At 43.7% G+C, this 15,904-nt stretch carries 18 protein-coding genes; 4 read left to right on the top strand and 14 right to left on the bottom strand.

Translation table 11 applies throughout. From position 1 onward, the window contains the following. Nucleotides 1-49: 49 nt before the first annotated feature. Nucleotides 50-1,027, bottom strand: coding sequence for a phosphotransferase enzyme family protein (locus AC1DM9_RS25070; RefSeq protein ID WP_477582804.1), 978 nt, complete (start codon nucleotides 1,025-1,027; stop codon nucleotides 50-52). Between the two features lie 243 nt (nucleotides 1,028-1,270). Here AC1DM9_RS25070 and AC1DM9_RS25065 point away from each other — a divergent pair, with 243 nt between their 5' ends. After that, nucleotides 1,271-2,299 carry a Leu/Phe/Val dehydrogenase gene (locus AC1DM9_RS25065; protein ID WP_477582802.1) on the top strand — a complete coding sequence of 343 codons (1,029 nt, stop codon included), beginning with the start codon at nucleotides 1,271-1,273 and terminating at the stop codon, nucleotides 2,297-2,299. A gap of 92 nt (nucleotides 2,300-2,391) precedes the next feature. On the opposite strand, the gene AC1DM9_RS25060 is transcribed toward AC1DM9_RS25065, so the two are convergent. The 3 genes from AC1DM9_RS25060 to AC1DM9_RS25050 all read right to left on the bottom strand — a co-directional run bounded on the left by AC1DM9_RS25060 (nucleotide 2,392) and on the right by AC1DM9_RS25050 (nucleotide 4,703). Then, nucleotides 2,392-2,895, bottom strand: a complete 504-nt coding sequence (locus tag AC1DM9_RS25060) for a ferritin (RefSeq protein ID WP_076268034.1) — start codon at nucleotides 2,893-2,895, stop codon at nucleotides 2,392-2,394. 93 nt (nucleotides 2,896-2,988) lie between these two features. Next, a complete protein-coding gene (locus tag AC1DM9_RS25055; RefSeq protein ID WP_076268035.1) occupies nucleotides 2,989-3,210 on the bottom strand; it encodes a DUF1450 domain-containing protein in 222 nt (73 codons plus the stop codon). A 68-nt stretch (nucleotides 3,211-3,278) separates the two neighbouring features. Beyond that, complete coding sequence (locus tag AC1DM9_RS25050; protein ID WP_477582800.1) at nucleotides 3,279-4,703, bottom strand: S41 family peptidase; 1,425 nt, start codon at nucleotides 4,701-4,703, stop codon at nucleotides 3,279-3,281. A 276-nt stretch (nucleotides 4,704-4,979) separates the two neighbouring features. Between AC1DM9_RS25050 and AC1DM9_RS25045 the strand changes: the two genes are divergently transcribed. Together AC1DM9_RS25045 and AC1DM9_RS25040 are read left to right on the top strand one after the other, a co-directional pair. Then, nucleotides 4,980-5,783, top strand: a complete 804-nt coding sequence (locus AC1DM9_RS25045; RefSeq protein ID WP_076268037.1) for a Cof-type HAD-IIB family hydrolase — start codon at nucleotides 4,980-4,982, stop codon at nucleotides 5,781-5,783. Between the two features lie 23 nt (nucleotides 5,784-5,806). Then, entirely contained in the window at nucleotides 5,807-5,992 is a 186-nt protein-coding gene (locus AC1DM9_RS25040) for a cysteine-rich CWC family protein (protein ID WP_441879250.1), read from the top strand. Between the two features lie 58 nt (nucleotides 5,993-6,050). Here AC1DM9_RS25040 and AC1DM9_RS25035 read toward each other — a convergent pair whose 3' ends face one another. Both AC1DM9_RS25035 and fur read right to left on the bottom strand, forming a co-directional pair. Continuing rightward, on the bottom strand, nucleotides 6,051-8,477 hold the full coding sequence (locus tag AC1DM9_RS25035; RefSeq protein ID WP_477582798.1) for a bifunctional diguanylate cyclase/phosphodiesterase: 2,427 nt from the start codon (nucleotides 8,475-8,477) through the stop codon (nucleotides 6,051-6,053). 179 nt (nucleotides 8,478-8,656) lie between these two features. After that, nucleotides 8,657-9,136 (bottom strand): ferric iron uptake transcriptional regulator, encoded by a 480-nt coding sequence (gene fur, locus AC1DM9_RS25030; protein WP_339207536.1) that lies wholly within the window; start codon nucleotides 9,134-9,136, stop codon nucleotides 8,657-8,659. 227 nt (nucleotides 9,137-9,363) lie between these two features. Between fur and AC1DM9_RS25025 the strand changes: the two genes are divergently transcribed. Further along, complete coding sequence (locus AC1DM9_RS25025) at nucleotides 9,364-9,612, top strand: type B 50S ribosomal protein L31 (protein ID WP_076268041.1); 249 nt, start codon at nucleotides 9,364-9,366, stop codon at nucleotides 9,610-9,612. An 89-nt stretch (nucleotides 9,613-9,701) separates the two neighbouring features. Here AC1DM9_RS25025 and AC1DM9_RS25020 read toward each other — a convergent pair whose 3' ends face one another. The 8 genes from AC1DM9_RS25020 to AC1DM9_RS24985 all read right to left on the bottom strand — a co-directional run bounded on the left by AC1DM9_RS25020 (nucleotide 9,702) and on the right by AC1DM9_RS24985 (nucleotide 15,422). Further along, the gene (locus AC1DM9_RS25020; protein WP_477582796.1) at nucleotides 9,702-10,484 is read right to left on the bottom strand and encodes an SDR family NAD(P)-dependent oxidoreductase; all 783 of its coding nucleotides are present in this window, start codon (nucleotides 10,482-10,484) and stop codon (nucleotides 9,702-9,704) included. A 39-nt stretch (nucleotides 10,485-10,523) separates the two neighbouring features. After that, nucleotides 10,524-10,934, bottom strand: a complete 411-nt coding sequence (locus AC1DM9_RS25015; RefSeq protein ID WP_076268043.1) for a DUF4265 domain-containing protein — start codon at nucleotides 10,932-10,934, stop codon at nucleotides 10,524-10,526. Nucleotides 10,935-10,973: 39 nt separating this feature from the next. Then, the gene (locus AC1DM9_RS25010) at nucleotides 10,974-11,270 is read right to left on the bottom strand and encodes an antibiotic biosynthesis monooxygenase family protein (RefSeq protein ID WP_477582793.1); all 297 of its coding nucleotides are present in this window, start codon (nucleotides 11,268-11,270) and stop codon (nucleotides 10,974-10,976) included. Nucleotides 11,271-11,613: 343 nt separating this feature from the next. Then, nucleotides 11,614-12,078: a DinB family protein gene (locus AC1DM9_RS25005; protein ID WP_477582791.1), complete on the bottom strand. Its 465-nt coding sequence runs from the start codon at nucleotides 12,076-12,078 to the stop codon at nucleotides 11,614-11,616. 25 nt (nucleotides 12,079-12,103) lie between these two features. Next, nucleotides 12,104-12,613 carry a HugZ family pyridoxamine 5'-phosphate oxidase gene (locus tag AC1DM9_RS25000; protein WP_430057455.1) on the bottom strand — a complete coding sequence of 170 codons (510 nt, stop codon included), beginning with the start codon at nucleotides 12,611-12,613 and terminating at the stop codon, nucleotides 12,104-12,106. 19 nt (nucleotides 12,614-12,632) lie between these two features. Continuing rightward, a complete protein-coding gene (locus AC1DM9_RS24995) occupies nucleotides 12,633-13,412 on the bottom strand; it encodes an ABC transporter ATP-binding protein (RefSeq protein WP_477582789.1) in 780 nt (259 codons plus the stop codon). A gap of 1 nt (nucleotide 13,413) precedes the next feature. After that, complete coding sequence (locus AC1DM9_RS24990; protein ID WP_477582979.1) at nucleotides 13,414-14,391, bottom strand: FecCD family ABC transporter permease; 978 nt, start codon at nucleotides 14,389-14,391, stop codon at nucleotides 13,414-13,416. Nucleotides 14,392-14,426: 35 nt separating this feature from the next. Then, nucleotides 14,427-15,422: an ABC transporter substrate-binding protein gene (locus tag AC1DM9_RS24985; protein ID WP_477582787.1), complete on the bottom strand. Its 996-nt coding sequence runs from the start codon at nucleotides 15,420-15,422 to the stop codon at nucleotides 14,427-14,429. Nucleotides 15,423-15,904: the final 482 nt, after the last annotated feature.

The following is a 15,904-nucleotide window of genomic DNA, read 5'->3' as shown; positions in this document are numbered from 1 at the left end:
CCTGTGCATGTTTGCACATATAACGATAAGATGAGTTTTTTTGTGACATCTACACTAAATTTCTAAAATACTCCATCTTGCTGTCGATAAATCCGTCATCAAAATCAGCTGCTCCGATCAACTCAGATTCACTGAAGCATAAGCTAAAGAGCCAAAGCTGTCTAAGCGCTACGAATATCGGAACCGCTTGAATATCATTTTCGCCTATAGATCTGATTTCTCTGTATCCACAAATAAATGCATCCCAAAGACGTTCAACCTCTTCTTTATCGTGCCTGCTATGAATTTCTCTTGCCAGTCTAAATTCTGCAATGTCATAAGCTCGCCAGCCATAACCGCAAATATCAAAATCATAATGCGTCAATGTCCCATGCTCCGTAAAAGCGACATTCGTATTGCCATGCAAATCCCCATGACAAATTCCAAAATCCAGCCCTGATTCCAGATGAATGTTAAGCTGATCTTTTAAGCGCATAACCAGCTCATATAGAAATTGATAATCTTCTTGCCGATTTTCCATATGTTGCTTAATTATGCGAAGCGGATTGTCTATCAAATGCTCCAAATCGAGCTCTCCCCTTGTGTGCTCAGAGGTGAAATCGTCAGCAGCTTGATGAATTTGAGCAACGGATGCGCCAAATAGACGACTGTCTTCTGGATGCTGCATACGCTTTTCTTGACCATCAGCAAAACTAAACATTACCCCGTACTTTACACCCTCAGGGACCAAAAACTCATTAATAAGTGTGCCGTCATTTTTCTCAATCGGTACGGACACGCTTATCCCTTTTGCATGAAGATCGTTTAATAAATCTAACTCAAAAGCAATCTCTGATTGGTTTCTCCGGTCCGCTCGGTACACTCTAAATATGTATTTGCCTTGCTCCGTCTCTAAAATATAAGTATCGTTCATCCCTCTCAGAAAATAGTGCAGACGAGCGGGTTCATGAATGCCATAGTGGACTTTAATATGCGACAATAACGCTTCGGTTGATAATAGCGAGTATGCTACAGGAAATAAATGCAAGGGTACCTCATCCTTTTTCATTATCTATTTTAAATCGTGAATTCATCCTAGCTGTTTGCAAATGATGAATCTATTCCATTCCACTATAACAAATTATTTGTGCCCGATCTGGTAGAGAATTACTATGATTAATTTTGCCCGCTTTATTGATGCGGCAGGGACACATGAAGTAGCTCATAATAGCAGCAATGAATACACTACATACAAGAAGCGCGACAGGCAGACCTCAAAGGAGGCATCCACTTGGATGTATGGAATCAAAGCTATGAGCAGCTCATCTTCCTCCAGGATCGTTCTATTGGTTTAAAGGCAATTATTGCAATAGACAGCACAAAGCTTGGTCCTTCCCTCGGCGGTTGCCGGTTTTGGCAATATGCCAGCGATGAAGCTGCTGTCCTCGATGCGCTGCGGCTAGCGCAGGGAATGACCTATAAATCAGCGATCTCAGGTTTGCCATTTGGCGGCGGCAAAGCTGTCATTCTAAGCCAACCCGGTCAAAGCTCGCGGGAAATATTGTTTCGGGCGCTAGGCCAGCATATTCAAAACCTGCAAGGAAGCTATATTACCGGTATGGATCTGGGTACAGATGTATCGGATATGGACTGGGTTCGCCTCGAGACACCCTATGTGACTGATGTATCAGGTTCGCTCGGAGCAGTAAATGATTTTACAGCTAAAATGACCGCATACGGCGTTTTCCTTGGCATTCAGGCCTCTCTCAAAACGGTTTACGGTTCCGAAAATATGCAGCAAAAAATCATTGCCGTTCAAGGATTAGGCAAAGTAGGTTATCAGCTATGCCGCTATTTAAAGCATGCGGGCGCAGAGCTCGTTGTAACGGACGTTAATTCAAAACGAGTGAAGAAGGTTGTCGAGGAGTTTGGGGCAATGCCTTGCAAGCCAAATGTCATTATGCGCATACCTTGCGATGTCTTCTCGCCTTGTGCTCTAGGCGGCATCCTAAATGATTTTACATTAGGCCAGCTAGACTGCAGCATCGTTGCTGGGGCAGCGAACAATCAATTAGCAGAAATCCGCCATGGCGAGAAGCTACATGAGCTTGGCATTTTGTATGCACCGGATTATGTGATCAACGCAGGCGGCATCATCGTAACCTCTGTTGAGCTTATTGGCGGGGATGCTGCGACAGCGCAGCATAAGGTTGAGAAAATAAATGGTACACTGATGAACGTATTTCAAGCAGCTGACGAACATGGAATTTCAACCGCAGCAGCAGCCAATCGAATTGTGGAGCAATTGCTTAAGGGCTGAATAACCACTCAATCGAAAAAAGGGGATGTATCGAAAGTAGATTTCTCTACTTCCGGCACATACCCTTATTATTCATTATTGCGGTGTCCAGCTTAAACTGCTGGAGGAGTGAAGGAACGTCCAGCGAACTCAGCATCAAGCATATAGAATGCATTGCTATCCTTGTCGATGCGTTTCAGCTTATGGATAATGTTATCAAACAAAGCCTCTTCTTCAACCTGCTCATCGATAAACCATTTGAGGAAGTTGATCGTTGCATGCTCGCGATCGTTGATCGCAAGGTCAGATAAATTATAGAAACGTTTTGTATTTTGCTGCTCATGTCCGTAGCCTTGCTCGAAAGTGTCCAAAATGGAAGAGTATTCGTTATTCGGCTCTCCAAGAGCAGACAGCGTAGCACGACGACCACGGTCATTCAGAAACTTGTATATTTTCATAGCATGAAACCGTTCTTCCTCAGCCTGTACAATGAAGAAGTTAGCGAAACCATCAAGACTTTCACCTGAACAGTAAGCCGCCATTGCCAGATACACATGCGCTGAATAAAATTCAAAATTCATCTGTTCATTTAATGCTTCTGCTAATCCATCATTCATGCTTATGCACCTCAGCTTTCCTAGATTGTACTTATTCTAACATAAAAATAAAGAACGGCAAATGCCGTTCTTGTTAATTTATTGAAATTTAAGCTACCCGATCATTTTTTTCAATCGCTTATAGAGCTTCTCTGCGGACGGCGCGCTAACCGTCTTCGACTTGACCACGACGAAGCACTCTAGCTTGCAGGTTTTGCAATCTCCAAGGCAATCACTTTTTTTCTGCTTAATATCCGGATATCGATTTTTCATCGCCTTATAAACCGGCTCCAAACCGTTCTTGAGATTCCGTTTGCAATACTTAATCTTCTTCATAAGATACACCCCGCAGCGCAACGAAGGATTTGCTTCCTATTTGATGATAATGATTATCATCCCCGTTGTCAACTGCCGTTTTTAAGAACCTCTAACCCTTTAATCAGCTGACTGTCCTCGCGTCCAAGCTTCTCGCGTAGACGCTCCAGCAGCTTATACCCCGTTTTGTCATTGAAACTGCCCGTAGCCTCCAGCTTCTCAGCTTTTTGGAACTTAGTTAATGCTGCTGCTTTTTGTTTATCGAACATGCCTTCTTGTCCTGTAGGAGAATAACCGAGCTCCTTCAGCATCATCTGCAGCGTCTTTACATCCTCGCCATAGCTGCCTATCTTCATATGTGTACCAATCGCAAGCGGTCTTAGTTTCGTATATTCGGGAAGGGCTACTGCAAAATCCGGTGAAACGCCTGTTTTGTTAATCCAAGTGCCGCCCGGCGTCTTCCACTGCGCTTCCGTTAAGCTTAAGACAGAACCGTCCTTAAACTGATTAAAAGCTTGTACAACACCTTTGCCATACGTTTTTTCACCGACAACTGTTGCTCCCGCCGATTCCTTTAACGCAGCCGTCAGCACCTCGCTCGCGCTTGCAGATTGTCCATTCACGAGTACTACAATCGGCACTTTCCATTCCTTCTTCTGATCAGACTTATACGAAATCGTTTGCCGCTCATTTTTGTACACGACATTCAAAATAACCTTGTTTTTCGGTATAAGCTTGCTCGCAATCTTAATGGTTGGCTGCAGCAATCCCCCGGGATTGGATCGCATATCCAGCAACAATCCCTTAAGAGGCTGCTTCGCCTGCAGCTCCGTAATTGCAGCTTCAAATTCATCCGCAGTTTTCTCAGCGAAACGGCTAATCGTAACATGCCCGATACCGGCATCAAGAAGCTCAGACGTTACCGTATGTACTGGAATAGCTTCCCGCTTCAGCTTTAATGTTATCGGCTCAACTTGATTCGGGCGCTGAATCTGCAGCGAGACTGATGTTCCTTCCTTGCCTCTAACAAGGCCAAGCAGCTCCTCAAACGTCTTTCCAGCCAGCTTCTGATTATCTACCGAGAGAATGATATCGCCCGTCAGTAAGCCGCCTCGCTCGGCTGGAGCTCCCTTCGTGAGCCCGGTAATGATGAACATGCCTTCCTCTTCGCGCAATTCAGCACCAATTCCATATATTTCTCCCTCATAGGACTGGGTATAGGCACTGCCCTTTTCCTCAGCCAAATACCGGGAATACGGGTCCTCAAGCGAGCCAACCATGCCTGCAATTGCTCCATTAATCAGCTTCTTCGGCTCAGCACCGTTTAAGTAGTCATTCATAATTTTGTTGTATGAAACCGTAAATTGCTTAAAGGTCGGCTCCTTGATCATCGGATACTGATTCCCCATCCAGAAAAACCCTATTGCAAAGCCAAGAGCAGTAAATAATACAGCTCCCATGACGCAGAGAGTCAGAAATCTTTGTTTTGCTGCCGCTGATGTAAAATAGTTCATCTGTTCATCTCCTCAAAAGTTTTACGAAGTAAAACTTACTTCGTAAGCATAAGCCTAGTTTTACGAAGTAAAACTTACTTCGTAAGCATAAGCCTAGTCTTGAATGTCTGGATCATTTTAGCTACAATCAACCTAATCAAAGCGCAAACGGCTAACGCCGTCTTTGGCGGCGTCTGCAATCGTTTCGCTGCGAAATATAAGCTTAGTTATACATGTGGAACTTATAACTTCTTATATTTTAAATATAGAGAGCTGGAGAGGAGCTTCACCGCTAGTATGTATAAACTTATCGCGATTGATGTTGACGACACGTTATTAACGGATGACCTAACCGTAACGGAAGGCACGAAGCGTGCCATGGAAGCTGCTATTGCCCAAGGTGTAACGGTTACACTGGCAACAGGCCGCATGTTTGCTTCCGCTCAAAAAATTGCTAAGCAAATTGAACTCAATGTTCCTATTATTACCTATCAAGGGGCACTCGTCAAAACACTGCTTGATGGACAAGTCCTGTATGAAAGAAACGTACCGATTGATGCAGCTAAAGAGCTTCACGCTTTCGCTGAAGAGAACGGCTTGCACCTGCAGCTTTACGTTGACGATGAGCTTTACAGCACTCATGACAATGACAAAATCAAAGCTTATTCTAAGCTTGCCAATATCCCTTACAAAATAGAGCCTGACTTCAACAAATTGCTCGACTTTCCGATGAACAAAATGCTTATTATCGATGATCCGGCTCGCCTCGATGAAATCGCTGAGCAGCTTAAGCCTCTAATCGGTGATCGCGTGCATATTACTAAATCCAAAGCGCACTATTTAGAGTTCATGCATAAGGAAGGCACTAAAGGACATGCACTGAAATTTATGGCCGAGCATCTTGGCTGTACAATGGACCAAACAATCGCCCTTGGCGATGCATGGAATGATAATGAAATGATTATCGCTGCCGGACTTGGTGTAGCAATGGGCAACGCCATTCAATCTCTGAAGGACATTGCAGACTATGTAACGTTGTCGAATAACGAGGAAGGCGTTCGCCACGTTATTGAGAAATTTGTGCTTAACGTCACTGAATAACAAGCAAGGAGGCGACTGCATTCATGAATTGTCCCCTTTGCAATGGGCCAAACGATTGTGCTATGGAAGAAAACAATGCAGCGAAAGATTGCTGGTGCTTCCAGAAATCATTTCCCAGCACGCTTTTAGAGGCCGTTCCTGAAGAGCTCAAAAACAAAGCCTGCATCTGCCGAAATTGCTTAAGCAAAGCAGCGGAAGAACAAAATTAAGAAGCTGTCTCTGGAAGGTAATCACCTTTTAGAAACAGCTTCTTTTTTTAAAGCTTGCTTATCGCGCTGGCACAAAAAAACGTTCTTCCACAGCACTTGCAGACAACGGCTTGCTAAAATAATAGCCCTGAATCTTTCTGCACGAATTGTCCGTTAAAATATCCAGCTGATCCTTCGTTTCAATTCCTTCCGCAATAACTTCCATATTCAAATGCATAGCCATCGCAATGATCGTTGAAACGATGGCTCTATCATCGCTGTTATTTGTAATATCACGGATGAAGGAGCGATCTATTTTAACTTTTTGAATCGGGAACATTTTCAAATAACTGAGCGAGCTGTAGCCTGTCCCAAAATCATCTAAGCTAATGCGAATACCATATTCATTCAACTGATTCAAAATGCTGCTGGACAATGCAGCGTCCATCATCATGCTCTCTGTTATTTCCAGCTCTAAATATTTCGGCTCCAATCCCGTTTCCTGCAGTATAGCCATAATATAATCCGCAAGTTTAGGCTGATGGAATTGTTGCGAAGATAAGTTGACGGATATAGGGATAAGCGGCCCTCCCTGTACATGCCACATCCGCATTTGTTTGCAGGCTTCGCGCAGTACCCATGTTCCCATTTCATAAATGAGACCGGTCTCCTCCGCAAGCGGTATAAAGACGCCTGGACTTAAAAGCCCCCTAGTTGGATGCTGCCAGCGTACAAGCGCCTCCATCCCAATCATCGCACGATCCTCTGTTCGGATTTGCGGCTGGTAATGGAGCAGCAGTTCCCCTCGTTCAATCGCTTTTCGAAGATCGCCCTCTAATTCGATTTTTTCTTGCAGCACTCGGTCGAGCTCGCCAGTGAAAAATTGATAATCGTTTTTACCTTTTTTCTTGACCTCATACATCGCTGTATCGGCATTTTTGAGCAGCTGTACAGCATCCTGTCCATGGCTAGGGAACAGTGCAATTCCGATACTCGCAGACACATAAAAATCACTGTCCTTTAATCGATACGGCGCTTGGATGCAGCTAATGATCTTTTCCGCTAAACGCTTAATCGTGTCTTGCGTTTCATAATTGCGGCATAGCAGCGTAAACTCATCTCCACCTATGCGAGCAAGCATAACATCTTGCCCTGTAATAGCTTGTTGAATGCGTCCGCTAACTTCCTGCAAAAACTGATCGCCGACCATATGCCCGAGTGAATCATTTATAATTTTAAAACGGTCGATATCGAGCACCATTACAGCAAAATGCGAATCGCTTGTACTGCTCTGTTCAATGGTCTCAGCAATCGCTTGATTAAATTTGCGACGATTCGGCAAACCTGTCAATTCGTCATGAAAGGCTAAATGATTGACTTTCAGCTGCGCCCGTTTCTCAGCGGTTATATCTTTAAAAATAATATAGCTGCCTACGACTTCACCATCCACAACAACCGGTACATTAGCTACGTTGAGCTCAATTCTCATACCGTCAGCACGGATGATGGCGGTTTCGTGATTCAAAGTCTCCCCCTTAAAGGATCTTTGAAACATCTGTTTCACACGTTCTTGATCTTCATGCACAATAATCCCGCTTAACGAGGATATCGATTGATGCATAACCTGCTTGCTGCTGAAACCTGTTATCTTCAAAGCATTCGTATTATGGCTAGTCACACGGTACTGCAAATCAACAGACACGATGCCATCCTGGCTATTTTCGTATAAGGACTTGTACCATTTTTCATTTTGTTCAATTTCTGAGTCCTTATGGGCAAATCGCTTCGATATATAGATCCCAAACAAAGATAATCCAAGTGTAAAAAATATACCTAACGCAATAATGTAGGCCAGCCACGTTTGGTCCAAAATAACGCCAAGAAACAAAGCAGTCTTATTGCTGGTATGAAAATTAGCTGCGATCATTCCCGTATAATGCATGCCAACTATCGCAGCCCCCATAATAGCGCCGCTTCCAAGCTTTTTCCACCATTGTCCTTTCTGTCTATCCTTACGGAAATAAAACGATAGCCAAAGAGCTGTAATGGATGCGACAAACGCAATAAAAATAGAGAGCATAACGATAATCGGATTATAGGTTATATGTATAAGCATTGCAGACATGCCAACATAGTGCATGATCGTAATGCCTGTGGCAAGCAACAATCCGCCAGCTAGCAATTGCGATCTCGAAAGTTCACTACGGCCGACAACATACAGCGCAGTAAAAGCCGCTCCAATCGCTGCAATTACCGAAATAAGCACGATAACCAAATCATATTTTATAGGGAAAGGAAGCTTTAACGCGAGCATGCCGACAAAATGCATCGACCAGATTCCCATCCCCATAGAAGCCGCTCCAAACATCAGCCAGCTTAGCTTTGTGCTTCCTTTGGAGGTGCTCACTCTTCCTGCAAGATCCAGTGCTGTATATGAAGCCATGACTGCTATAATATAAGAGAAAATAACTAATAAACTATCATAGGTTCCATGAACATGCTCCATTAAATCCCCTCTATTCTATGTAAGATGTTTATCTGCGAGAGCATTCTTATATTATACAATAATGTTTTGAAACATTTTTGAAAATTTCGATGACGGCTAGACAAGCAACGACCGCATAACTAAACAAAAAAGAGCCTCTCCCACATAGTGGAGAAGCCCTTCTTATAACCTTTATGAAGTTAAGATACAGCTTTATTTCTCCGTTTGCATTGGCCCTTGCTGCATGACTTATAGTTGCCTGTAAAATCAAGCCGATGATCCGTCACTTTAAAGCCATACTCCCGTTCAATTCGCTGCTCAAGCTCGAGCAGCCAATCTTCTTTAATTTCTGTCAGCGAGCCGCATTCATCGCATATTAGATGATGGTGCATATGCTCATGATCCTCACCGCGAAGGTCATAGCGGGCTACACCATCCCCGAAATTCATTTTCTCAACAACATGAAGCTCAGCGAGCAGTTCGAGTGTCCGATATACAGTCGCTAGACCGATATCAGAGTTTTTCTGCTTTACGAGCATGAAGACACCTTCTGCACTCAAGTGATCCATTTCGTTCTCAAGCAGCACTCGCAATATAATCTCACGCTGAGTTGTCAGTTTATATCCGTTCGCCATCAAATGTCGATTTATTCGATCCGTTTCTGCTGTGATGTTTAACATGCAAAGCTACCTCCTTTTATTGAAAAGCCAGTACATGAATGCATTCCACTTTATGTAAAGGCTTACTTTTAGAATGATTATAATTTAATGGTAGTATACTTTTGCGAAATTAGCAAATACCATATATTAATAAGTGTTTAACCGTACTCCTTGACACAAAAATCGTATTTCGAGTATGATAAAAAAATAGTTATTCGTAACAATTACAAATAAAAGGAGAGAACAAAATGAAAAGTGGCATACATCCCGTTTACCATCAAGTATTGTTTTTTGATGTGAGCAGCGGCTACAAATTTTTGACGGGCTCAACCAAATCGTCCAATGAAAAAATGGAATGGGAAGACGGGAATAGCTACCCAGTCATTCGCGTAGATACAAGCTCCGCTTCGCATCCTTTTTATACAGGCAAACAACGCAATACCGATAAAGGCGGACGAGTTGACCGCTTCAACCAACGATTCCAACAAAAGAAATAAAAAGCAAGTAATAATAATAGCTCCAAACAGAACCGTTCAATGCGGCAATTCGTAAGGAGCTTCTTTCGTTTCTTATTACAGCAGACAGACTACAGCACCGCAGAAATGCCGCCATCAATATTAACAGACGTACCCGTTACGAAAGATGCGGCTTCCGAAACGAGAAAACCGATAACATTTGCTGCTTCCGACGCCCTGCCAATTCGACCCAAAGGTATCCCATGGCGCTTGTCCGCTGAGAATTCATCCCAGCTAAGCTCAGGGCTCGCAGCTTGCCACATCCGCTCGATTTGTGCGCTGCGAATCAGCCCGATGCAAACTGCATTTACACGAATTTGATCCACAGCCAGATCCTTGCTCATCGCTTTGGTCAGTGCAAGGCCTGCGGCGCGGCTAACGGAGGTTGGGAGAGAGGAAGCACCCGGCGTTTTCCCGCCTATAGCTGTCACGTTTACGATAGCTCCTCCACCTGCTTTACGCATATATGGAAGTACCGCACGGGCAAAATGAACTGCTCCGAGCAGCTTCAAATCGAGGTCCGCTGTCCATGCATCAGTCTCCACCTTCTCAAAAGGCTGCGCCGCAGAAACTCCTGCGTTATTCACAAGAATGTTGACACCGCCAAAGTGTGCTGCCGTTTGCTCAACCGCTCTTGCGGCATCTTCCGGCCGACTTACATCCGCGCTGATTGCCAACGTTTCTTTGCCTGTTCGTTCCTTTATAAGTGCTGCCGCGCTGCGCAGAGACTCCTCCTCCCGTGCAACAATGGCTACCTCAGCACCTTCCTCTGCCAGCAGCAATGCTGTTGCTAGTCCAATTCCTTTGCTCCCGCCTGTAATGAGTGCGATTTTTCCTTTTAGCCCAAGCTCCATCTATAACTCCTCCTTCTCTGCTGCTTGATCGTTTAAACTTTACTTCCCAACTGCTTTGATTACCTTTTGTACCTCATGGTTTATATCAATTTCTGAATGAGCAGGTAAATTTACAATAAAAATACCGCCAAACACTTGCTGCGACTTGCCTTGGCACTCTCGAATTTTATTTTTTAATAGTTTAAGCTCTAATGAATAGATAACTTCTTTGCTTAGCAGCCAATTATGCCTGGTGAACGTTGATTTCTCTATCGTTTCTATGTACATGGATACATCCTTGAATGCTCTTACGCGAATAACGTCTCCAAAAGCAACATTTTCAGTAAATACAGGATTCTCCTCAATGCGATACAGATCATCACCCAGTTGTACAACGTCCAGTATCTCGACCTCTTGACCTACACCATCGAAGCAAAGATGTAACGGAATAAAATCTTGAATGCTTCTCACCTCTATATTTATTTTCAGTGATGGCTCTTACCATTCACTCTAGCTAATATCCACATTCGTATAATGCTCCACCGATGGAAATGGATCATAGAAATGATGCAGCAGACTTTTCCACTCCAAATATTCCGCCGATCCGCGAAAGCCAACGGTATGATCCTCCAGCGTTTCCCATCTTACAAGCAATATATATTTATTATTCTCTTCTAAGCATTTCTGAAGTTCATGACTGACATAACCGCTCATGCTAGAGATAATTTTTGATGCGGCTTTGAAATTGCTTTCAAATTGTTCGGACAGCCCTGCCTTAACCTGCAATGAAGCAACCTCTAATATCATGACAGCAACTCCTTGTTTTATATCTAGTTTTAGCAATAGCCTTGCAATCCTAATTATGATGTTATGTATATATTATAAGTGGTACTGCAAATAAGGCAAAGAGTAAATCAAATGATAGAATATCTTGTTTTCCAAACTGTCTAATCGCTCCATGTGTCCATAATTTTCAGAGCGAGTTCAATTTAATCGATTCTTTCCCTTCAAATTGCGGCATCATTTACCGAAATCACCTGCGACCTTTACTCTTAATCCGTATTTTCCGTCATGATCCGACATTTGTATTTGACTATTATTTCATAAAAAAAAGCCCCAGAGAGTGGTCTCTGAGACTTCAATCGTATCCCTAAGTAGCTGGCTCCTCTTTAGGAGCGCATTTTTGAATAAGCGAGATTTGGCCTGCATGGATGCCGGTATGGTACATTAAACGGCCAACAGCCTCAAGCGGCGTTGAGGGGCCGATCGGACAGTCCACGATTTGATGCCATTTCTCCTCTGGAAGCTCTTTCATTGCATCCATAAGATGATTGTTGGAGGATTCAAGCAGCGCAATAAGCTCCTGTAAATTATCGTAGGTTGCTTTGCTCCCAGCAGCACCTCTGCTTGTAGAGATCTGCAATCCCTCCGGCATGCCTTTCCCGAAGAACCAGTCTGCGAACATATATTCAACCTCAGCGTTATGTCGAAGCATATAGCCAATGGAGGATGCTCCAAGCTGTAAAGACAAATCCTGCTCCGGCAATGCTTTGACCGTTTTGTGGAATCTTTCTTGAATAGCACGCCAAATAGGCAGTACTGTTGTGATCGTCATAATAGCGTCCGCTCCTCTGCTCTTATTAAGCTTTCTTCGCTTGTGCATGCCCATCTCTTGCAACATGCTCAAATTTCTCGCCTGACAAGTCGATATCGTAAGCCTGACCGAAGCCTGCTACATAACGGCCTTCCGAAGCCGTCAGCTCAAACAAAGAGAAATCGAGGCCGCGAAGCATGCCTATCATGTTTTTGCCGAAGGTTTGCTCAAACCGTTCAAATATCTCAATATGCCCTTCATTGCCGATATTAACCGCATTACAAACGAAGCGAGCACGCTGCCTAGCAAATAAATTTGTAGTCTGCGACTCATCCTCCAGCAGCATAACGTCCACTGATGGATTGGCTTCCATGTACCGGAAATGATGAGCGATTCTGCTAATATAAATGTAGAGCTTTCCGTTGAACTTCACAAAGGGAGCATAGGAAACAAAAGGTTTTCCCTCATCGTCGATTGTACCGAGCACGACAGATTTCAAGCTTTCCGTAAAATTCAAATAATTCACCTTAATCATTTCAATATCCATCGCCTTCATTCGTCATCCCTCGCTTTTTTTATAAAACTTTTTTTAATACGTGAATTCGTGGACTAGCGCTTTCCGGCATTTGCTGAATTTCTGTTTCCACACCGTAGACACTGCGAATCAGCTCCATCGTAAAAACATCCTTCGGCTTGCCAAATACATGTTTATCCCCATTCTTAATCACACAAACCCTATCGCTATAAGCGGATGCATGGTTCAAATCATGCAGCACCATTATAACCGTCAGCTTCAATTCACGATTTAGTCTTCGCACAAGTTCGAGCACTTCCAGTTGATGTGCGATGTCCAAATAAGTAGTGGGCTCATCGAGTAGAAGCACCTTAGGTCTTTGAGCGAGCGCCATAGCAAGCCATGCCTTCTGTGCTTCTCCACCAGAGAGGGATACGATGAGTCTGTCTTTAAACTCCAGCATGCCCGTCTGTTCAAGCGCCCAATGTACGACCTTATAATCTTCGGCATCCAGACGCTCATACCATTTCTTATGAGGAATTCGCCCATAACCAACCAATTCCTCTACTGTCATGTCAGACGGACTGACGTTCTTCTGACAAAGCATGCACAGCATTTGCGATACTTGCTTCGTACTAAGCGAGCGAATCTCTTGATCGGCAATACAGACGCGTCCGCTAACGCATGGAATCATTCGAGATACAGCCTTCAAAATAGTCGACTTTCCCGAGCCGTTTGGTCCAATAATGGATACCACTTCTCCCTCATTCACATCGAGAGAAAAGTCGCTCACTATTGTACGATCCGCGTAACGAATATTCAACGATTGGACCTTTAACAACTTAGACCCCTCCTTTTCGCATCAAATAGAGGAAGTACGGACCTCCTGCCAATGCCATGACGATACCTGCAGGCACTCCTACAGAGCCGAAGGCAGTCCGCCCAATTGTATCTGCCACTAAGAGAAGCAGTGCCCCAAGTATTAAGCTAAGCGGCAACGTGTGGCGATAATTTGTGCCAATTAATAAACGAGCCATATGTGGCACAATTAAGCCAATAAACCCAACAAGACCTACTGTCGACACTGAAACAGCGGCTAAGTACACCGCCACAAAAGACAAAATCAAGCGGCTTCGATTAAGGTTTTGCCCCAAGTTATGTGCTACTTGCTCGCCTAAACGTAATATATTCGCTTGCCGAATACATAGAATCGCGGCAATCCATCCAATAATCGAATAGGGCAATATCATGAGCACATCGCCCATTCCTTTGCCTGCCAAACTTCCGTTCATCCATGCAAGTGCACCAGGCAGCTTATCGCTGTATTTGATAGAGAGCAGGCCGATCATTCCTCCAAATACCGCATTTACGGCGACACCCGAAAGAATGATGCGAACAGGTGTAAAACCTGTTTGCTTGTTCCATGCCCAAGTATAAACCATTCCGGCAGCAATACCGCCGCCAATTATTGCAGCTAACGGAATAAACGATGAATAGCTAGGCATGATTAGCATAATAAATAATACGGTAACCGCTGCCCCGGACGAAACACCAGTTAGCCCCGGGTCTGCCAGTGGATTTAACATAACTGCTTGCAGCAAAGCTCCCGATGCAGCAAGGTTCGCGCCGATTATCAAAGCAAGAAATACTCTAGGGATTCGAATATCCCAAAGCACAGAATTTGCCGCTTCATTCCCATTGCCTAGTATCGCTTGAAAAGTAGAAGCTAGATCAAATCTTGCACTACCAAGCGCAACTGAGAACAAAATAGCCACAATCAGCAACAAAAATGAGAGAGCTAGAAGCGTGGTCGTTCTCATTTTTTTATTATCCGTCACCTCTAAGCTCCCTTTCATTAGTTATACAAAATTTTCGCCATATCTTGGTATGCATTGGGTGCATTTACTAACGAAGCTACTCCATACAAGCTATAATCAAGTGCAATCAGCTTGCCGTTTTTGAATGCATTCAGCTTCTCCCAAGCTCCGTTCTTCTTCACATCATCTTCAAGCTGCTTCGTAACAGCAGAAGGATCACCATGAGCAACTAGCAAAATAATATCTGGATTAGCCGTTACGATGCTTTCCATATCAAGTGGTACATAAGCATCTTCTTTTTTCAATACTTCTGATAATACGTTTTTTGCTCCTAGCTTCTTCGCCAAGCTGCCTACAAAAGTACTATCGTTCATGAACATTAATGATTCAGCAGAACCGAATAGAACCATTACGCTTGGAGCATCTTTGCCTTCGGAAAGCTTAACAGCTTCCGCTTCTTGTTCGCTCAGCTTCTGCAATACTTCATTCGCTTTATCTTCTTTCCCGTACACTCGACCTAGAACTACCGTGCTGAGTTTCAACTCGTCTAAGGAGTCCGCAGGCAAATAAGCTGTAGGTAAATTCGCTGGTTTAAAGGACTTATCCAAACTATCCTTAATGGAGCTTGGTCCAAGAATGACACCAGGCTGCAGCTTCGCAATTTGCTCTAGATCCGGCTGATGAGATGAGCCGATGCGAGGCAGGTTAACGAAAGCTTCTGGCAATTTGTTCTTCGTCGTTGGAACACCGGCTGTCTCAATTCCAAGCTCATTTAGAAGCTCAGCAATAGCTACTGATATGGTTACCGTTGATGATGGAACTTGGTTATTGAACTGTGCAATCAGTTCCACTGCTTTTGTTTCATCTACTTCTATTTTAGAATCAGACACAGGAGCTTCCGTTGCAGCCGGGCTTGGCTGCTCTGTTGCTGTGTTTCCAGTCACCTGTTCTGGCTTATTTACATTGTTTCCACATGCTACCGTAGTCGCTAATAATAAAGTCATAATACCAATCTTCAATCCTGCTCGTTTCACTTTATTTCCTCCTGTATGATAATGATAATTAGTATCATTATATTGATACCGTTTCTCATTATACAGCGAATGAAAATCATTTTCAATTAGTATTTTCGCTAAACTTTTATTTATTTAATTGTGTGGTTATTTCCTCATCCCCCCATCCCCCATCAGACATCCTCTTTTGATTCCCATGCTTAATATAAAAATACCGAAAAAAATCCTACGTACATTCGTCTCATCATACGCGAATCAAAATAAAAAAATGCCAAGGGCAGCTGCTCGCTCGGGACTGACCCCTTAGCGTGAGACAAATTAAAACACCTTCAAGAAAATGCAACCATGTCGTAAGATATGGAGACAACCTTGGAGGTGTTTTTACGTTGGCAACAAGAGTAAGTTACCCAGTGGAAACAAAAATGAAAGCYATTGAATTGAGAATAACAGGAGTTCCAGTGAAAGAGGTCATGGAGCAGCTGAGCATWCGAAATAAGACGCAA

It is taken from the genome of Paenibacillus sp. 01T431, from assembly GCF_056398625.1.
Note: the sequence above shows the minus strand (reverse complement) of the source record. Positions and strands in the feature narration are given on the sequence as shown.

Coding starts and splice junctions, on each gene's coding strand:
- AC1DM9_RS25060 (WP_076268034.1), bottom strand. CDS start 2,895: ATGAATGATGGATTAGCAGAAGCATTAAATGAACAGATGAATTTTGAA.
- AC1DM9_RS25055 (WP_076268035.1), bottom strand. CDS start 3,210: ATGAAGAAGATTAAGTATTGCAAACGGAATCTCAAGAACGGTTTGGAG.
- AC1DM9_RS25050 (WP_477582800.1), bottom strand. CDS start 4,703: ATGAACTATTTTACATCAGCGGCAGCAAAACAAAGATTTCTGACTCTC.
- AC1DM9_RS25045 (WP_076268037.1), top strand. CDS start 4,980: ATGTATAAACTTATCGCGATTGATGTTGACGACACGTTATTAACGGAT.
- AC1DM9_RS25040 (WP_441879250.1), top strand. CDS start 5,807: ATGAATTGTCCCCTTTGCAATGGGCCAAACGATTGTGCTATGGAAGAA.
- AC1DM9_RS25035 (WP_477582798.1), bottom strand. CDS start 8,477: ATGGAGCATGTTCATGGAACCTATGATAGTTTATTAGTTATTTTCTCT.
- fur (WP_339207536.1), bottom strand. CDS start 9,136: ATGTTAAACATCACAGCAGAAACGGATCGAATAAATCGACATTTGATG.
- AC1DM9_RS25025 (WP_076268041.1), top strand. CDS start 9,364: ATGAAAAGTGGCATACATCCCGTTTACCATCAAGTATTGTTTTTTGAT.
- AC1DM9_RS25020 (WP_477582796.1), bottom strand. CDS start 10,484: ATGGAGCTTGGGCTAAAAGGAAAAATCGCACTCATTACAGGCGGGAGC.
- AC1DM9_RS25010 (WP_477582793.1), bottom strand. CDS start 11,270: ATGATATTAGAGGTTGCTTCATTGCAGGTTAAGGCAGGGCTGTCCGAA.
- AC1DM9_RS25005 (WP_477582791.1), bottom strand. CDS start 12,078: ATGACGATCACAACAGTACTGCCTATTTGGCGTGCTATTCAAGAAAGA.
- AC1DM9_RS25000 (WP_430057455.1), bottom strand. CDS start 12,613: ATGAAGGCGATGGATATTGAAATGATTAAGGTGAATTATTTGAATTTT.
- AC1DM9_RS24990 (WP_477582979.1), bottom strand. CDS start 14,391: ATGAGAACGACCACGCTTCTAGCTCTCTCATTTTTGTTGCTGATTGTG.